The sequence below is a fragment of the Nocardioides pini genome, assembly GCF_026712185.1.
In the GTDB taxonomy this organism is placed as follows: domain Bacteria; phylum Actinomycetota; class Actinomycetes; order Propionibacteriales; family Nocardioidaceae; genus Nocardioides; species Nocardioides pini.
The window spans coordinates 310724-326224 of the sequence record NZ_JAPPUX010000005.1 but is presented as its reverse complement, the minus strand read 5'-3'; the positions used below and the strand labels follow the sequence as shown (position 1 = coordinate 326224).

General features: G+C 73.9%; 16 protein-coding genes. 6 read left to right on the top strand and 10 right to left on the bottom strand.

The window, feature by feature from the left end:
- The first annotated feature begins 10 nt into the window (after positions 1 to 10).
- Together NYO98_RS18455 and NYO98_RS18450 are read left to right on the top strand one after the other, a co-directional pair.
- A complete protein-coding gene (locus NYO98_RS18455; protein WP_268113240.1) occupies positions 11 to 1552 on the top strand; it encodes an SDR family NAD(P)-dependent oxidoreductase in 1542 nt (513 codons plus the stop codon).
- Positions 1553 to 1571: 19 nt separating this feature from the next.
- Positions 1572 to 2219: a hypothetical protein gene (locus NYO98_RS18450; protein WP_268113239.1), complete on the top strand. Its 648-nt coding sequence runs from the start codon at positions 1572 to 1574 to the stop codon at positions 2217 to 2219.
- Positions 2220 to 2377: 158 nt separating this feature from the next.
- Here NYO98_RS18450 and NYO98_RS18445 read toward each other — a convergent pair whose 3' ends face one another.
- The 9 genes from NYO98_RS18445 to NYO98_RS18405 all read right to left on the bottom strand — a co-directional run bounded on the left by NYO98_RS18445 (position 2378) and on the right by NYO98_RS18405 (position 12538).
- The gene (locus NYO98_RS18445; RefSeq protein ID WP_268113238.1) at positions 2378 to 2635 is read right to left on the bottom strand and encodes a hypothetical protein; all 258 of its coding nucleotides are present in this window, start codon (positions 2633 to 2635) and stop codon (positions 2378 to 2380) included.
- Between the two features lie 124 nt (positions 2636 to 2759).
- A complete protein-coding gene (locus NYO98_RS18440; protein WP_268113236.1) occupies positions 2760 to 3950 on the bottom strand; it encodes a VWA domain-containing protein in 1191 nt (396 codons plus the stop codon).
- A complete protein-coding gene (locus tag NYO98_RS18435) occupies positions 3934 to 6249 on the bottom strand; it encodes a DUF5682 family protein (protein ID WP_268113235.1) in 2316 nt (771 codons plus the stop codon). Before NYO98_RS18435 ends, NYO98_RS18440 begins: the two co-directional genes overlap by 17 nt.
- Before the next feature lie 10 nt (positions 6250 to 6259).
- The gene (locus NYO98_RS18430) at positions 6260 to 7357 is read right to left on the bottom strand and encodes an ATP-binding protein (protein WP_268113234.1); all 1098 of its coding nucleotides are present in this window, start codon (positions 7355 to 7357) and stop codon (positions 6260 to 6262) included.
- Entirely contained in the window at positions 7354 to 8847 is a 1494-nt protein-coding gene (locus NYO98_RS18425; protein ID WP_268113233.1) for a DUF5691 domain-containing protein, read from the bottom strand. The genes NYO98_RS18430 and NYO98_RS18425 overlap by 4 nt, the downstream gene beginning before the upstream one ends.
- Entirely contained in the window at positions 8844 to 10142 is a 1299-nt protein-coding gene (locus NYO98_RS18420) for an SWIM zinc finger family protein (RefSeq protein ID WP_268113232.1), read from the bottom strand. Before NYO98_RS18420 ends, NYO98_RS18425 begins: the two co-directional genes overlap by 4 nt.
- A gap of 129 nt (positions 10143 to 10271) precedes the next feature.
- On the bottom strand, positions 10272 to 10631 hold the full coding sequence (locus NYO98_RS18415; protein WP_268113231.1) for a ribosome maturation factor RimM: 360 nt from the start codon (positions 10629 to 10631) through the stop codon (positions 10272 to 10274).
- A gap of 84 nt (positions 10632 to 10715) precedes the next feature.
- Positions 10716 to 11378: an FMN reductase gene (locus NYO98_RS18410; protein ID WP_268113230.1), complete on the bottom strand. Its 663-nt coding sequence runs from the start codon at positions 11376 to 11378 to the stop codon at positions 10716 to 10718.
- Positions 11375 to 12538: an LLM class flavin-dependent oxidoreductase gene (locus tag NYO98_RS18405; protein ID WP_268113229.1), complete on the bottom strand. Its 1164-nt coding sequence runs from the start codon at positions 12536 to 12538 to the stop codon at positions 11375 to 11377. The genes NYO98_RS18410 and NYO98_RS18405 overlap by 4 nt, the downstream gene beginning before the upstream one ends.
- Before the next feature lie 203 nt (positions 12539 to 12741).
- Here NYO98_RS18405 and NYO98_RS18400 point away from each other — a divergent pair, with 203 nt between their 5' ends.
- Together NYO98_RS18400 and NYO98_RS18395 are read left to right on the top strand one after the other, a co-directional pair.
- On the top strand, positions 12742 to 13128 hold the full coding sequence (locus NYO98_RS18400; protein ID WP_268113228.1) for a tetratricopeptide repeat protein: 387 nt from the start codon (positions 12742 to 12744) through the stop codon (positions 13126 to 13128).
- Positions 13129 to 13262: 134 nt separating this feature from the next.
- Positions 13263 to 14099, top strand: coding sequence for a glycerophosphodiester phosphodiesterase family protein (locus NYO98_RS18395; RefSeq protein WP_268113227.1), 837 nt, complete (start codon positions 13263 to 13265; stop codon positions 14097 to 14099).
- Positions 14100 to 14117: 18 nt separating this feature from the next.
- Here NYO98_RS18395 and NYO98_RS18390 read toward each other — a convergent pair whose 3' ends face one another.
- A complete protein-coding gene (locus tag NYO98_RS18390) occupies positions 14118 to 14744 on the bottom strand; it encodes a helix-turn-helix transcriptional regulator (RefSeq protein ID WP_268113226.1) in 627 nt (208 codons plus the stop codon).
- Between the two features lie 188 nt (positions 14745 to 14932).
- Here NYO98_RS18390 and NYO98_RS18385 point away from each other — a divergent pair, with 188 nt between their 5' ends.
- Together NYO98_RS18385 and NYO98_RS18380 are read left to right on the top strand one after the other, a co-directional pair.
- Positions 14933 to 15235, top strand: a complete 303-nt coding sequence (locus tag NYO98_RS18385; RefSeq protein WP_268113225.1) for a metal-sensitive transcriptional regulator — start codon at positions 14933 to 14935, stop codon at positions 15233 to 15235.
- Between the two features lie 34 nt (positions 15236 to 15269).
- A complete protein-coding gene (locus NYO98_RS18380; RefSeq protein ID WP_268113224.1) occupies positions 15270 to 15476 on the top strand; it encodes a heavy-metal-associated domain-containing protein in 207 nt (68 codons plus the stop codon).
- Positions 15477 to 15501: the final 25 nt, after the last annotated feature.

The following is a 15501-nucleotide window of genomic DNA, read 5'->3' as shown; positions in this document are numbered from 1 at the left end:
CCTCCTGCCCGTGACACCGCAGCTGGACACCCCCGTCGCCACCCCCGTCGCCACCGGCATCGACCCCGAGAAGCTGGCCATCGCGCTCGAGGTCCTGCAGGACGTCGCGACGCTGCCGCCGGAGCACGACGACGTGCGCGCGATGAAGCGCGCCGCGTCCCACATGTACAAGCTGATCAAGAAGCAGCGACGTGCCGAGATCCGGATGGAGCGCCAGCAGCACGACCTCGACATCATCGCGCGCACCGCGACCGGGTCGCCGATGCGGATCGACGACGAGACGGCGGGCATCCCGCTCGTGTCCACCGCCGCGGGCGCCTTCGCCGGCGAGCTGATCACCGCGCGCGGCTGCTACATCTGCAAGCAGGACTTCACGCTCGTCGACGCGTTCTACCACTGGCTGTGCCCGAGCTGCGCGGCGATGAGCCACGCCAAGCGCGACCAGCGCACCGACCTCACCGGCAAGCGGGCGCTGCTGACCGGCGGGCGCGCCAAGATCGGGATGTACATCGCGCTCCGCCTGCTCCGCGACGGCGCGCACACCACGATCACCACGCGCTTCCCCAAGGACGCCGTACGCCGGTTCGCGGCGATGGAGGACTCGGCCGACTGGCTGCACCGGCTGAAGATCGTCGGGATCGACCTGCGCGACCCCACCCAGGTCATCTCCCTGACCGACGACGTCGCTGCCGACGGGCCGCTGGACATCATCGTCAACAACGCCTGCCAGACCGTACGCCGACTGCCGGGCGCGTACGCGCACCTCATCGACGGCGAGGCCGCGCCGCTGCCGACCGCCGAGGCCCTCGGCGTGGCGGAGCTGCCGGAGATGGCCACCTTCGACCGGATCTCCGAGGCGCACCCGGCCGCGATCGCGGGCGCGCTGTCCACGACCGCGGTCGCCCACCACGACGGCGAGTCGGCCGACCACGCGCTCGCCGTGCACAACGCCGCGTCACTGACCGCCCTCGCGCTCCGGGCCGGGGGCGCGTCGCTGGACGCGCACCTGGCCGGCACGGCGATCGACGCGGGCGGGCTGATCCCCGACATCCAGGACAACAACTCGTGGACCCAGGTGCTCGACGAGGTCGACCCGCTGGAGCTGCTCGAGGTGCAGTTCTGCAACTCGATCGCGCCCTTCCTGATCAACTCCCGGCTGCGGCCCTCGCTGCGGGCGGCCGTGCAGAACGGCGCCCGCCGCGCCTACATCGTCAACGTCTCGGCGATGGAGGGGCAGTTCGGTGGTCGTCGCTACAAGGGCGCCGGCCACCCGCACACCAACATGGCCAAGGCCGCGCTGAACATGATGACCCGCACGTCGTCGGGCGAGATGTTCGAGACCGACCGGATCCTGATGACCGCCGTCGACACCGGCTGGATCACCGACGAGCGGCCCCACCACGAGAAGCTCCGGATCGCCGCCGAGGGCTGGCACGCGCCGCTCGACCTGGTCGACGGAGCCGCGAGGGTCTACGACCCGATCGTGCTCGGCGAGCGGGGCGAGGACGTCTACGGCTGCTTCCTCAAGGACTACCAGCCGGCCGCCTGGTGAGCATGGGAGGCTCCTCGGCATGAGCCGACTCGAGACCGCCGAGGAGTTCCACGCCCGCGTCGCCGCGGCGACCGACGCCGAGGGGCGACTGCCCGTGGCCATCGAGGAGATGCCCGGGTGGGACATCTTCCCGTTCGAGCTCGACGGGCTGCGGATCAAGCCGCTCGAGCCGCTGCAGGACGTCGAGCCGCCCCGCGAGGGCGAGGACCCGGCGGACTGCTCCTGCCGGCAGCCGATGCCGCCCGAGCGGGCGGCGCAAGTGGCGTGGCGCAACGAGCGGTGGCTGCTCGTCGCGCTCGACATGAAGCTGCCCGTCTCCCTCATCCTGCGCCCGGTCGAGCACTTCGACATCGCCGACCTGCCCGACGACATGGCCGCCGAGATGGGGCTGCTGATGGCGCGGGTCACCGCCGCTGTCGAGGAGCTGCCGAGCGTCGGCCGCTGCCACATCGGCCGCTACGGCGACGGCGGCGCCCACGCCCACCCCTTCTTCTTCGGCCGCCCGGCCCGGATGGGCCAGCTGCGCGGGTCCTGCCTCCTCGACTGGGAGGAGAACCTCCCCGCGGTCCCGGAGGACGTACGCCGCGCCAACGCCTGCCACGTCGGTCGCCGCCTCGTCGAGCGGCTCGGCGGCGAGGGTCCGGCCTGGGAGACCCACCCCGCCTGACGTCAGGGTGGCGGCACATCGCACGCCCGGGCCGGGCCCAGACGCAATCTGCCGCCACCCTCCACGACGTACGACGAAAGGTGGCGGCACATCGCAGACCCGGGCCGGGCGCACACGCAATCTGCCGCCACCCTCGAGGCGCGCGACCTGGGGTCGGCTCAGCAGGAGCCTGCGCCGTCACCGTGGCTGCCGTGTCCACCGACGTGCCCGCCGTGCCCACCGCCGTTGAAGGCACCGGTCCACCCGGCTGCGTGCCCGGCCTGACGCCGTACGTCGGGGTTGAACGGCACCAGGATCGCATCGAGGCAGGCACCCAGGACGACGACCAGCACGAACCAGGTGGAGGCGGTCGCGACGACCACCAGCCGGCCACCGCCGTTGAGCAGCACCACTGCCATCGCGAGCGTCAACGCCACCGCCGCCGCTGCGCCGAAGGTGAGCCACGACGTGCGGGGGTGGGGGGCGAGGCGACGCGTCAGGGTGCGCCTGCGGTCAGTGTGCTCTGCGTGGTCGGTGCTGCCAGCACATCGCCGTACGAGCTCAGACGGGCTTGGTCGTCTCGTGGGTGGTGACCACGTCGTTGGCGGCCGCCCACTCCCCGATGTCGCGCTTCTCGATGGCGGCGGCCATGAGGTCGGGGAAGAGGTCGGGGGTGCACGCGAAGGACGGCACGCCGATCTCGGCGAGGGCCGCGGCGTGGTCGGCGTCGAAGGACGGCTGGCCGGAGTCGCTCAGCGCGAGCAGGGCGATCATCGTGGCCCCCGAGCCGACCACGTCGCTCGCGCGCCGGATCATCTCCTCGGCGATGCCGCCCTCGTAGAGGTCGCTGATGAGGACCAGCACGGTGTCCTCGGGCCGGGTGATCCGGCCCTGGCAGTAGGCCAGCGCGCGGTTGATGTCGGTGCCGCCGCCGAGCTGGACCCCGAAGAGCACGTCGACCGGGTCGTCGATCTCGTCGGTCAGGTCGACCACCTCGGTGTCGAAGACGACCATCCGGGTGCTCACCGACCTGATCGAGGCCAGCACGGCGCCGAAGACCGAGCTGTGGACGATCGACTCCGCCATCGAGCCGGACTGGTCGATGCAGAGGATGATCTCGCGCTCGACCTGCGTGGACCTGCGGGCGTAGCCGACGAGCCGCTCGGGCACGACGGTGCGGTGCTCGGGGAGGTAGTGCTTGAGGTTGGCGGCGACCGTGCGCCGCCAGTCGACGTCGCGCATCCGGGGGCGGCGGGTCCGGGCCGACCGGTCCAGGGCTCCCGAGACGGCCTGGACGGTGCGCTGCCGCAGCCGCTCCTCGAGCTCGTCGGTGACCTGGCGGACGACGGCGCGGGCCGTCTCGCGCGAGTGCTCGGGGATCACCCGGCCGAGCCCGATCAGGGTGCTGACCAGGCCGACGTCGGGCTGGACGGCGCGCATCATCTCGGGCTCGAGCAGCATCTGCCGCAGCCCGAGCCGCTCCATCGCGTCACCCTGCATGACCTGCACGACCGAGGACGGGAAGTAGGTGCGGATGTCGCCGAGCCAGCGCGCGACCCGCGGCGAGGACCCGCCGAGGCCGGCCCGGCGCTGGCCGTCGTACAGCGCGGACAGGGCGTCGTCACGACGGCCGTCCTCCTCGGTCAGAGCGATGCCCTGCCCGTCGTCACCGGTGAGGCCGTCGGCCTCCTTCCCGCCGAGGATCAGCCGCCAGCGGGTGAGCCGGTCGCGGCTCTCAGGCTGCTCCGTCACGGGCCACCACCTTCCAGCCGACGAACCGGGCCACGGCCTGCACGGCCGGTCGGGCCTGCTCGAGGTCGATGCCGCTGTCCACGGGCGCCGCGGCGGTGCCCGGCCGACCGAGCCGGGAGAGCTGCTCGCCGATGGTGCGGCGCTCGGCGGCGCTGAACTCGGCGAACGTGCGCCGCACGAGCGGGAGGAGGTCCTCGAACTCGCCCTCGTCGAGCCCGCTCACCCACGTGTCGACCAGCCCGAGGAGCGTCGCGTCGTGGACGAGCAGCACCGCGTCGCCCGCGAGGAACCCCGCGAGCCAGGCAGCGGCCTGCGGCGCCGACGCGGCGAGGGACAGGCGGCGACCCATCCGGTGGGCGGTGGTGTCGGCGTCGATCCGTCCGGCGTCGAGCAGGATGCGGGTCGCTCGCCCGGCGACGCCGCCGGCCACGTGGTCGGGCGCGGACACCGCCTCGAGCGCCTCCGTCCAAGCGGCGTCGAGCTCCTCGTCGGCGAGCAGGGCGAGGCCGCGCTGGGCGGAGGCGATCGCGGTCACCATCTCGTCCGCGGCCTCCTCGTCGAGGCTCGCGCACGCCATCGGGAGGCCGACGCAGGCGCGGACGACGGTGGCGCCCAGCACCGTGCGCACCCGCCCGGTGTCGACGCCCCGCACGTCGCCGTAGCGGCACGTGCGAGCGAGCGGCTCGACCGTGGCGAGGAGGGCGGGTACGTCGTGCTGGACCGCCGCGCGGGCGTCGAGGGCGTCGAGGACCGACTCGATGCCGTCGGGCAGGTCGGCGGTGAGGCAGGTGCTGACCAGCGCGGCGAGCTCGGCCAGGTCGGCGGACCGCGCGGCGCGGTCCGCGGCCCGGGCAGCCGCCGCGGCGGCGACGGTGGTGCCCCAGATGCTCGCCTCGACGAGGTCGACCGCCAGCTCGGGGCGCCACTCCAGCGTCCAGCTCTCCTTGAACGTGCCGGTCGTGCGTCCGGCGTCCGCCTCCTCCCCCCACGGCACCCCGAGGAGCTGGAGGCGGTGGAGCAGCACCGACCGGGCGAGCTGGCCCTCGCGTCGCAGGTCGAGGTCGACCTGCTGGGCGGACGCCGTCGGCCTGAACCGGAGCGAGCGCTGCTGACGGGTGAGGTCGGCGGCGAGCGGGACCACCGGGGCCGACGCGGGCACCGAGCCGAGCTCCTCGCCCACCACGAGGCGCCGGTGGACCAGGTCGAGCGGCAGCCGGGACCCCTCGCAGAGCACCGTCTCGGCGGCGTCGTCGAGCTCGCTGAGGCCGACCGACGGCCGGCCGCGGACGGTGGCGAGGGTCTCGGCGAGGCGCGCGGCCTCCACCACGGACGCCGTCGAGGCGTCGAGGCGCTCCTCGCGCAGGGTGCGGGCGACCCGGACCAGCCACGACGCGGCGAGGTCGCGCGGGTCGGGGTCGGGGAGGCTCAGGTGGTCGAAGAGGTGCTGGTACCACCCCGGGGCGCTGACTCCGGCGCCGTAGCCGGACGCGTAGCTGAGCCGGGCGGCCGTCCAGGGCGTCCACGCCGCCGCGACCTTGGTCTTCGGCAGCTTGGTGATCAGGTCCGTGTCGCGGCTGGCCGGCGGGAAGTCGGCGGGCACCAGTGCCGGGGCGTGCCAGGCGCCGCACACCACCGCGATGCGCGCCTCGGGCGCCGCCTTGACCTCCGCCCGCAGCACCCGGCGCATCCACTGCTCGCGGCGGGCGTTGCTGCGCACCTCCGGGTCGTCCGCGGGACGGGCGTCGGCGGACCGGACGGCGGCCATCGCCTCCCGGATCGCGGCGAAGCGTTCGGCCGGCGACCCGTGCCGCTGCTCGACGGCGTCCTCCCACCAGCGCTCCGCGTCGTTGTAGCCGGCCGTCGCGGCGAGGGTGCCGATCGGGTCGAGGCGCTCGACCGGGACCGGTGGCTCGGGCGCGGGGTCGGGGTCGTCACCGTCGTCGGGCTCGCCGGGCCGGGGGGCCTCCGCCTCCTGCTGCGCCAGGGCGAAGGAGTGGGTCGCGGGGAGGTCGAGGAAGCGGACGGGCACGCCGTGGGCGAGCGCCCAGCGCGCCGCGACCCACTCCGGCGAGAAGTGGGCGAGCGGGTAGAACGTCGCCTGCCGGGGCTCCTCGACGGCGTAGACCAGGCCGGCGACCGGGGGCACCATGTCGACCTCGCCCAGCAGGTCGACGATGGTGTCGAGCTCCGGGCAGCCCTCGACCAGCACGAGGTCGGGCGGCTGCTCCTCGAGCGCGGCCCGCACGGCCCGGGCGGAACCGGGGCCGTGGTGGCGTACGCCGTAGACGTCGACTGGCATGGGCGGCGGCTCAGCCCAGGTCCCGGCACGCGCGATAGAGGTCGCTCCACTCCTTGCGGTTGCGCATGACCGTCTCGAGGTACTCCTGCCACACGAGCCGGTCCTGCACGGGGTCCTTGACGACGGCGCCGACCAGGCCGCCGGCGACGTCCTCGGCCCGCACCGTGCCGTCGCCGAAGTGTGCCGCGAGCGCGAGCCCGTTGGTCATCACCGAGATCGCCTCGGCGGTGGACAGCGTCGCGCTCGGCGACTTGATGGTCGTGCGCTGGTCGGTGGTGACGCCGCTGCGGAGCTCGCGCATCACGGTGACGACCCGCTGGATCTCGGAGAGGGAGGCCGGGTCGGCCGGGAGCTCCAGGGAGGCGCCGAGCGCAGTCACCCGGCTGCGGACGATCTCGACCTCCTGCTCCAGCGAATCGGGCAGCGGCAGCACCACGGTGTTGAAGCGTCGGCGCAGCGCCGACGACAGGTCGTTGACGCCCTTGTCGCGGCTGTTCGCGGTCGCGATGAGGTTGAACCCCGGCCTCGCCTGGACCTCCTCGTCGAGCTCGGGCACCGGCAGCGTCTTCTCGGAGAGGATGCTGATCAGCGAGTCCTGCACGTCGGAGGGGATGCGGGTGAGCTCCTCGACCCGCGCGATCGCGCCGGTCTCCATGGCGCGCATGACCGGGCCGGCGACGAGCGCGTCGCGGGACGGGCCCTCGGCGAGCAGCCGCGCGTAGTTCCAGCCGTAGCGCAGCGCCTCCTCCTGCGTGCCGGCCGTGCCCTGCACGACCAGCGTCGAGCGCCCGCTGATCGCGGCGGCCAGGTGCTCCCCGAGCCACGACTTGGCGGTGCCGGGCACGCCGAGGAGCAGCAGGGCCCGGTCGGTGGCCAGCGACGAGATCGCCACCTCGACCAGGCGCCGCTGGCCGAGGTACTTCGGCGTGATCCGGGTGCCGTCGGGCAGCTCGCCACCGAGGACGTACGTCGACACCGCCCAGGGCGAGAGGTGCCACGAGGGCGGCCGCGGCCGGTCGTCGACGGCGGCCAGCGCCGCCAGCTCGTCTGCGTAGGCGTCCTCGGCGTGCTGGCGGAGCACGTCGGGCAGTGGCTGCGTGGTGGTCATCGGAAGGCCTCCGTCAGGGATGTGCGGAACGCGTGGAGCTGCAGGGTCTCGGTGAGGGCCCGGCGCAGGTGGCCGGCGTCCTCGGGCAGCCGGGAGAGGGCGGCGTTGATCTCGGGCGCGAGCCGCGGGCCCAGCGCGACCGGGAGGAGCGGGGCGGCCGCGTGGCCGAGTGACGCGTCGGCCTTCTCCCCCTGGATGCGCGTGAGCACGGCGCGGCCGAGGTCGTCGGGCCAGGGCCGCGGAGCCTGCGTCAGCAGGCCGCGCAGGTCGCGGCCCGCCGTGGAGCCCGTGACCCAGTCGGTCAGCAGCCGGGCCCGCCGCTCCTCGGGCAGCAGCCACAGGAGCCGCTGGTCGGGGATGCCGTGGTCGACGCACGCCACGGCCCAGTCGGTGTCGCGGCGGTCGAGGACGGCCTCGGTGATCCACCCCAGCACGTCGGCGTCGCGCACCATCTTGAGCGTCGCGGCGGGGCTGCGGCCGGTGATGTCGGTCCACGTGGAGAGCGGGGCCGCGCGCACCACCTGCGACAGCCACACGGTGGGCGCGAGGGCCACGCCCCTGGCCGGTGCGGTCAGCCCGTCGCGCACCGCCGCCTCGTCGGGGGTGTCGGGCACGTCGACCTCGAGGTGGCGCACGAGCGTCCCCCTGACCTGCACCAGCCGCCGCAGCCGGTCGGCCATCCGGGCGGCGCGTGCGCTCCCCGGCAGGCGGTCGAGCATCGCGGCGGCCGCCTCCCGGACGGACTTGGCCCGGTCGTCGAGGGCCCGCTCGAGCAGCGGCTCGTCGGCTGCCGAGAGGCCCGGGCCGAGGGCCCGGACCGCGTCGGCCCGCAGCTTGGCCGACACGGTCGACCACTGGGCCTCGAGGAGGTCGCGGGCCGCGGCCGGGTCGGCCCGCCGGCCGAGGGCGAACGCCGTCACGGCCTCGGCGCTCGACATCGTCGGCCACGCCTCGACCCAGTCGAGCTCGACCGCGCTCCCCGGCTCGGCGGCGTCGTCGCCGAGGAGGTCCGACCAGGCCTCGTTGAGGCCGACCAGCCAGCGTCCTCGCTCGCCGAGCTGGGCGCCGAGCGCCTCGGCCACCGCCCGCCGGCCGGCAGCGAAGTCGAGCAGCACGGGCAGCAGGTGCCACGGCACGCGCAGGCCTGCCTCGTCGGCGAGCCGGAGCCACTCCACGACCAGCTCGTCGCGTGCCTGGCGGGAGACGGGTGACTGCGTCAGCAGCAGGGTGAGCAGCTGGGTGGCCCGGTCGCCCGTCGGAGGGCGGACCTCCGCGGCCGCGGCCAGGACCGCGTCGCTGGGCGGCGGGAGCGTCGCGCCGGCCCGGGTGAGGGCGTCCGCGACCGCGGCGCTGGCGAGCAGCCGGTGCTCGGCGGGCTCGTCGGCCGCGTCGAGGGCGAGGACGTCAGGAGCGGGCGGCGGCTCGCGCCGGGCGCTGCCCACGAGGGCGGAGGTGGCGACGTCCGCCAGCCACTGGTCGACGCTGCTCACAGGCCCACCACCTGGTCGTCCAGCCACACCGCGAGCGGTCGGAACGTGCCGGCCTCCACCTCGCCGAAGACGTCCACGGGCTCCCCGCCGCTGACCGCGAGCAGGGTCCAGACCGGCGACCCGTCCGCCAGCGGCAGCGACCCCGTGGCGTCGCTGACCCGCCACTGGCTCCCGTCGGGGACGAGGCGCACGTCCGCCAGCGGGGCCGGGAGGCGCTCGCGCCACGGCGTCCGGCCCAGCAGCCGCGCGGCCTCGGCGTGCACCTCGGCCAGGCTGGTGCGGCCCGGGAGGGCGGTGACCGGCTCGGCACCGGTGGGCGGGTCGCGGAACAGGGCCCGCCGCGGTGCGGCCCCGGGGTAGCGGGCGACGTCGACGTCGAGCCGCGCGCCGCTGAGCTGGGGGACGGCGAGCGCCTGGCCGTAGCCGGCGAAGTCGAGCACGGCGACGACCTCGCCGTCGTCGTGCGCCAGCCACGTGCGCTGCTGCTGGAGCTTCCCGTCGTCGGTGCGGACGGCACCGAGGACGGTCCACGGCCCGGGACGCACGTCGTCGTCGCGCACCTCCTCGCTGGACTGGGCCCACCCCACGGCGACGCGGACCTCGGCGAGGTCGACGTCGTCGAGGCGCTCCCGCGCCTGCCACACGCTGGAGATGGTCCACCAGCGCCCCACCTCCGAGAGCAGGTACGCCGCCCACTCGCGGCGCGCGTGGACCTGCGACCCGGCCTCCCGGACCCGCTCGGCCAGCGCGGGCAGCTGCGCGTCGACGAGACGCGCGGCCGCGGTGTCCCAGTAGGAGTAGGGCTGGGTGCGGGCGGCGGCGAGACCGCCGCGGACGAGGTCGGCGAGCCAGAGCCGGAAGTCCTCGACACCGGCGTCCATCCGGGCCAGCCGCTGCTCGAGGCGCTTGGCCCGGGCGGCCGGGTCCGGGGCCCTGCCGGTGGCCCCGCGGGCGGGCGTCGCTGCCCGCTCGGCGCGCTGGGTGGCCCACTCGTCGGCGAACGCCGCGATCCGGCCGGACTCGTCGATGACGCCCTCGGACCACAGCACCAGCAGGGCGAGGGCGTGCTTGCAAGGGAACTTCCGGCTCGGGCACGAGCACCGGTAGGCCGGACCGACGAGGTCGACGCTCACCTGGTAGGGCGTCTTGCCGCTGCCCTGGCACTGGCCCCACACGAGCACGTCGCTGCAGCCGGTCTCGCGCCACGGCCCGGGCACCGCGAGCTTGCGCGCGGCCGCCATCGAGGACGCGTCAGGCGCGACCTCGGTCACCTGGCTGGCGCTCCATCGGGTCATGGCGCGGCCATCAAACCACCCGGGAGCGACACGGGAGCCGGGAACGGGACGACGACGCGGTCCGCGCCCGGGCGGCGTCCCAGAGCCGCGTGGACCCGACGTGGAGAGGGGCGCCCCGCGCCGGAGGGCTCAGGCCGGGCGGTCCCGGTCGGCGTACTGCGCGTAGTACTCCGCGTGCTTGACCCGCGCGTCCTCGCTCGCCCACGCGGCGTCGTCGTAGTCGGGCGCGGCCTTCACCTGGTCCTGGCTCATGCTGATGATGACCCGGCGACCCTCGTGGTCGATGCCGTCGACCACGCCGGCGGGGATCACCCTCTTTTTACCGAAGATCCAGAAGCCGGTGTCCACCACGAGCCACTGGGCGGCCGCCTCGGTGCTGGCCTCGTGGACCTTGCCGATGCTGCCGCCCCGGGCCTCCACGTCGTAGCCGACGAGGTCGTGGTCCTCGCTCCACGTGCTGTCGCGGTAGCTCCACACGATGTCGTTCACGGTTGCCTCCTGGTCGGGCGAGACGGTCGTCCCGACGCAACCACGCCCGCGCCCTCCCCAGCACACCCGCCGGGGCGGGCCGGGTCAGTCGGTGCCGCTGTGCCCGCGCAGCAGGTCGCCGAACGGCGTCACGTCGGCCTCGACCTGCGTGCCGGACGTACGCCGCGGGCGCGCCGCGAGGTCGGGCGCGAACCCGCCGACGCCGTAGCCGCCCTGGCTGAGCACGAGCGTGGCCAGCTCCGCGGCGGCGCGGGTGATCCGGTCGGACAGGCCGTGGCTGCCGAAGTCCTCGGTGGCGGCGAAGATCCCGGTGGGCACGACGACCGCGCGCAGGTAGGCGAACAGCGGGCGCAGGGCGTGGTCGAGCACCAGGGAGTGCCGGGCGCTGCCGGCCGCGGCGGCGATCAGCACGGGCGTGCCGGCCAGCGAGTCCTTGTCGAGGGCGTCGAAGAACATCTTGAACAGCCCGCTGTAGCTGCCGTTGAAGACCGGCGTCACGACGATGAGCCCGTCGGCGGCCGCGACCTGCTCGCGGAGCTCGGTGAGCCGCGGCGTCGGGATGCCGCCTGTGACCATGAAGGTCGCCAGCTCACCGGCGACCTCGCGCAGCTCGATGAACTCGATGTCGACGGTCTCGCCGCGGGCGGTGACCTGCGCGGTGGTGGTCTCGGCGAGCTGGTCGGCCAGCAGCCGGGTGGACGACGGGACGGTCAGTCCCGCCGTCACCACCACGATCTGACGACTCATGCGGTCACCTGCGAGTCCTTCTCGGCCTGGGCCGCGAGCTCCTCGGCGCGGGCCCGGGCGGGCTCGACGAGGTGGTGCGGGGCGTCGGGTCCCGCCGCGACGAGGGACGCGTGGGTGGGCGGGTCACTGGGCACGTGGGCCGGGCGACGGCGCTCGAACTCCGTGCGGAGCACCGGCACGACCTCGGTGCCGAGCATCTCGATCTGCTCGAGCACCAGCGAGGTGGGCAGGCCGGCGTGGTCCATGAGGAACAGCTGGCGCTGGTAGTCGCCCACGTAGTCGGCGAAGCCGAGGGTGCGCTCGATGACCTGCTCCGGGGTGCCCACCGTCAGCGGCGTCATCTCGGAGAAGTCCTCCAGCGACGGGCCGTGGCCGTAGACCGGGGCGTTGTCGAAGTAGGGCCGGAAGACGCGCTTGGCCTCGGCCTCGGTGGAGGCCATGAAGGCCTGGCCACCCAGGCCGACGTAGGCCTGGTCGGCCGCGCCGTGGCCGTAGTGCTCGAAGCGGCGGCGGTAGAGCGTCACCATCTGCTCGGTGTGCTCCTTGCTCCAGAAGATGTGGTTGTGGAAGAAGCCGTCACCGTAGTAGGCCGCCTGCTCGGCGATCTCCGTGCTGCGGATCGACCCGTGCCACACGAACGGCGGGGTGCCGTCGAGGGGGGCGGGCGTCGAGGTGTAGCCCTGCAGCGGCGTGCGGAACTGGCCCTGCCAGTTGACGACCGGCTCGCGCCAGAGCTTGCGCAGGAGGTGGTAGTTCTCGACCGCGAGCTTGATGCCGTCGCGGATGTCCTTGCCGAACCACGGGTAGACGGGGCCGGTGTTGCCGCGGCCCATCATCAGGTCGACGCGGCCGCCGGACAGGTGCTGCAGGAACGCGTAGTCCTCGGCGATCTTCACCGGGTCGTTGGTGGTGATCAGGGTGGTGCTGGTCGAGAGCAGCAGCTTCTCGGTCTGCGCGGCGATGAAGCCGAGGTGCGTGGTCGGGGACGACACGACGAACGGCGGGTTGTGGTGCTCGCCGGTCGCGAAGACGTCGAGGCCGACCTCCTCGGCCTTGAGCGCGTACTGCGTCATCGCCGAGATGCGCTCGGCCTCGGACGGGGTCCGTCCGTCGGTCGGGTCCGTCGTGACGTCACCGACGCTGAAGATGCCGAACTGCATGGGGTCCTCCTGCGATTGGTTGAAGTTTGTACCACCTCCAACGGGACTGCCTTGCCCAGTATTCCGCGCGCCCCGCCGGTCCGGCCCACCCCTCGGTCGACCCGGGTCGGCGCCGCGCCCACGGAATGCCTCCCACGTCCGCGGCGTTGGGCGGGGCACCATCGATGTCACGCGCTGACATCTGGCACGCGAGAGGAGCGATGATGACCGACTTCACGCCCTTCGAGGACATGCTGCGCGGACACGCGGGCCTGCTCGAGGACACCACGCACGATCGCTGGCTGCGTGCCCAGGCACTCTTCGAGGAGCGCGCCTACCGCGAGGCCGCCGTCATGCTGACCGAGCTGCTCGACGACCCCGGTGACGTCGGGCACGAGCTCACCGACGTACGCCTTCTTCTGGCGCGCGCGCTGTTCCACTCGGCCCAGCTCGACGGCACGATCCGGGTCGCCACCGAGCTGCTGGAGCACGACCCGAACGAGCCCTACGCCCACCTGCTGCTCGGCCGCGCCCTGCAGCGCAAGGGCCGCACGCACGAGGCCCAGCCGCACCTGCGGCTCGCCGAGCTGCTGGGTGGCTACCGCAGCTGACGCCCGCTGGTCCGGCGCGTCCGGGGGACGTCGTACGACGCCCTCCGGGCGTGCATGCGAAGCCTCGGTGAACACTCGCCCGGACGCCGCCTCGCGGCGCGACAGCAGCCCGGGCGGCGCCACATGCTGGGCGCGTGACCAGCTACGGCGACCACACCGGACCGCTCGCCATCGCCCACCGGGGCGGCATGGCCCTGGCCCCCGAGAACACGCTGGCGGCCTTCGGTCGGGCCACCGCGCTCGGCCTGACCCACCTCGAGACCGACGTCCGCACCACCCGTGACGGGCACGTGGTCTGCTTCCACGACCCGACGCTGCGCCGGGTCACCGGCCACCCCGGGCGGGTCGCCGACCTCGACCTGGCCGACCTGCGCCGCCTGCGGGTCGCGGGGACCGACCGGATCCCGACCCTGACCGAGGCGATGGCGTCCTTCCCGCACGCGAGGTTCGCGATCGACCTCAAGGACGAGGCGTCGATCGGCGCGATGGCGCGGATGCTGCGCGCCAACCCGGGCTGGGCGGAGCGGGTCCTCGTCGCGGGCGCGTGGAGCCGCTGGCTCGACCGGCTCCGCGCCGAGGCGCCCGGGGTGACGACGGCGCTCGGCTGGCGCTCGCTCACCACGCTCATCGCCTGCTCCCGCGGCGGCGTACGCCCTCCCGGGCTGCGGACCGACGTCCTCGCGGGCGGGGCGTTCGCGCACGTGCCGATCCGGCTGGGCCGACTGCCCGTGCACTCTGAGCGGGTGATCCGGCGCGCCCACGAGCTCGGCATCCGGGTGGTCGTGTGGACCGTCGACGACCCGGCCACGATGCGGGCGCTGCTCGACATGGGCGTCGACGGCATCATCACCGACCGCCCCGACGTGCTGCGGGAGGTGCTAATCAGCCGCAGCGAGTGGACGCGCCCGTCCGTCGTACGTCCCGCTGCACCAGGGACGGAGCCGGCGACGGCGCCGGCGAGCGCCGGCTAGCCGGCCGGCTCCGGGGCGTCAGACGCGCTCGAGGGCCTCGGCTGCCAGGCCGTGCGAGACGGCCCAGAGCACGGCCTGGCTGCGGCTCTGCACGCCGGTCTTGCGGTAGGCGCTGCGGATGTAGGACTTCACCGAGTTGAGCGAGATCTGCATCTGCCGGGCGATCTCGTCGTTGCTCTTGCCGGTCGCGATGTGGGCGAGCGTCTCGCGCTCCCGCGCGGTGAGGAAGTCGACCTGCGTGGTCGAGCGGAGGTCCTTGGTCGGCAGCACCGGCAGGAGCGGGGCGACGACGGTCTCGCCGAGGTGGATCGAGCGCAGCGCGCGACCGAGCTGCTGGGCGTTGAGGCTCTTGGCGAGGTAGCCGGTGACCCCGTCGCCGAGGTACTCGTGGGCGAGGCCCGGCTGGTGGTTCCACGTGTAGACGGCGACCCGGCGGATGTGCGGGTCGGAGACCGCGCGCTGCAGCGTGGTGTCGCCGCGCGCCGTCCCGAACGTCTCGACCAGGGTGATGTCGACGGGCAGCCGGGAGCGGTCCTTGATGGTTCCGAGCTCGAAGCCGCCGAGCGTCTTGAGCATGCTGTCGAGGCCTCGCCTCACGAGCTCGTCGCCGCCGAGCAGCGCGACACGGATGTCCATGCTGGTCATCTGGGGGTCCTCAGGGTCGTCCAGGAGAGATGGCTCGTCCATCCCTCGACGACCCCCCGACCGTCGACTGCGACAGTAGCCCGGGGCCGTGCCGGGCATTCGTTTCGGGTGCGCCAGCCCGGCGTTTTCCACCCCCTCGGGTGGACCTCGCCTTGATCCAGATACCCCCTAGGGGTATTGTTTCCGGCATGAGCGAACAGCACGGCCACCTCGAGGGCAACGACGAGACCGTCCAGGCCCACCTCAAGCGCCTGCGGCGGATCGAGGGGCAGGTCCGCGGCATCCAGCGGATGGTCGAGGAGGAGAAGTACTGCATCGACATCCTGACCCAGGTCTCCGCGGCGACGAAGGCTCTCCAGGCCCTCGCGCTCAACCTGCTCGACGACCACATGGCGCACTGCCTCGTCGACGCCGCCCGCCAGGGCGGGGCCGAGCAGGAGCAGAAGCTCAAGGAGGCCTCCGAGGCGATCGCCCGCCTCGTGAAGTCCTGACCTGCACCCCCCCACGACCCCACAGGAGCACCCCATGAGCGAGACCACCACCTACACCGTCACCGGCATGACCTGCGGCCACTGCGCCGCGTCGGTCACCGAGGAGATCTCCGAGATCGCGGGCGTCGAAGGCGTCGACGTCGTCGTCGAGACCGGAGCTGTGACCGTCACCAGCGCCACCCCCCTCGACGAGTCGGCCGTCCGCGCCGCCGTCGAGGAGGCCGGCTACGCCCTCGTCTGACCGTCCACCCCACCAGCCACAGGAG

Excerpts from the sequence above, each read along its gene's own strand:
- NYO98_RS18450 (WP_268113239.1), top strand. The coding sequence starts at position 1,572 with ATGAGCCGACTCGAGACCGCCGAGGAGTTCCACGCCCGCGTCGCCGCG.
- NYO98_RS18435 (WP_268113235.1), bottom strand. The coding sequence starts at position 6,249 with ATGCCAGTCGACGTCTACGGCGTACGCCACCACGGCCCCGGTTCCGCC.
- NYO98_RS18430 (WP_268113234.1), bottom strand. The coding sequence starts at position 7,357 with ATGACCACCACGCAGCCACTGCCCGACGTGCTCCGCCAGCACGCCGAG.
- NYO98_RS18420 (WP_268113232.1), bottom strand. The coding sequence starts at position 10,142 with ATGACCCGATGGAGCGCCAGCCAGGTGACCGAGGTCGCGCCTGACGCG.
- NYO98_RS18410 (WP_268113230.1), bottom strand. The coding sequence starts at position 11,378 with ATGAGTCGTCAGATCGTGGTGGTGACGGCGGGACTGACCGTCCCGTCG.
- NYO98_RS18405 (WP_268113229.1), bottom strand. The coding sequence starts at position 12,538 with ATGCAGTTCGGCATCTTCAGCGTCGGTGACGTCACGACGGACCCGACC.
- NYO98_RS18400 (WP_268113228.1), top strand. The coding sequence starts at position 12,742 with ATGACCGACTTCACGCCCTTCGAGGACATGCTGCGCGGACACGCGGGC.
- NYO98_RS18390 (WP_268113226.1), bottom strand. The coding sequence starts at position 14,744 with ATGACCAGCATGGACATCCGTGTCGCGCTGCTCGGCGGCGACGAGCTC.
- NYO98_RS18385 (WP_268113225.1), top strand. The coding sequence starts at position 14,933 with ATGAGCGAACAGCACGGCCACCTCGAGGGCAACGACGAGACCGTCCAG.
- NYO98_RS18380 (WP_268113224.1), top strand. The coding sequence starts at position 15,270 with ATGAGCGAGACCACCACCTACACCGTCACCGGCATGACCTGCGGCCAC.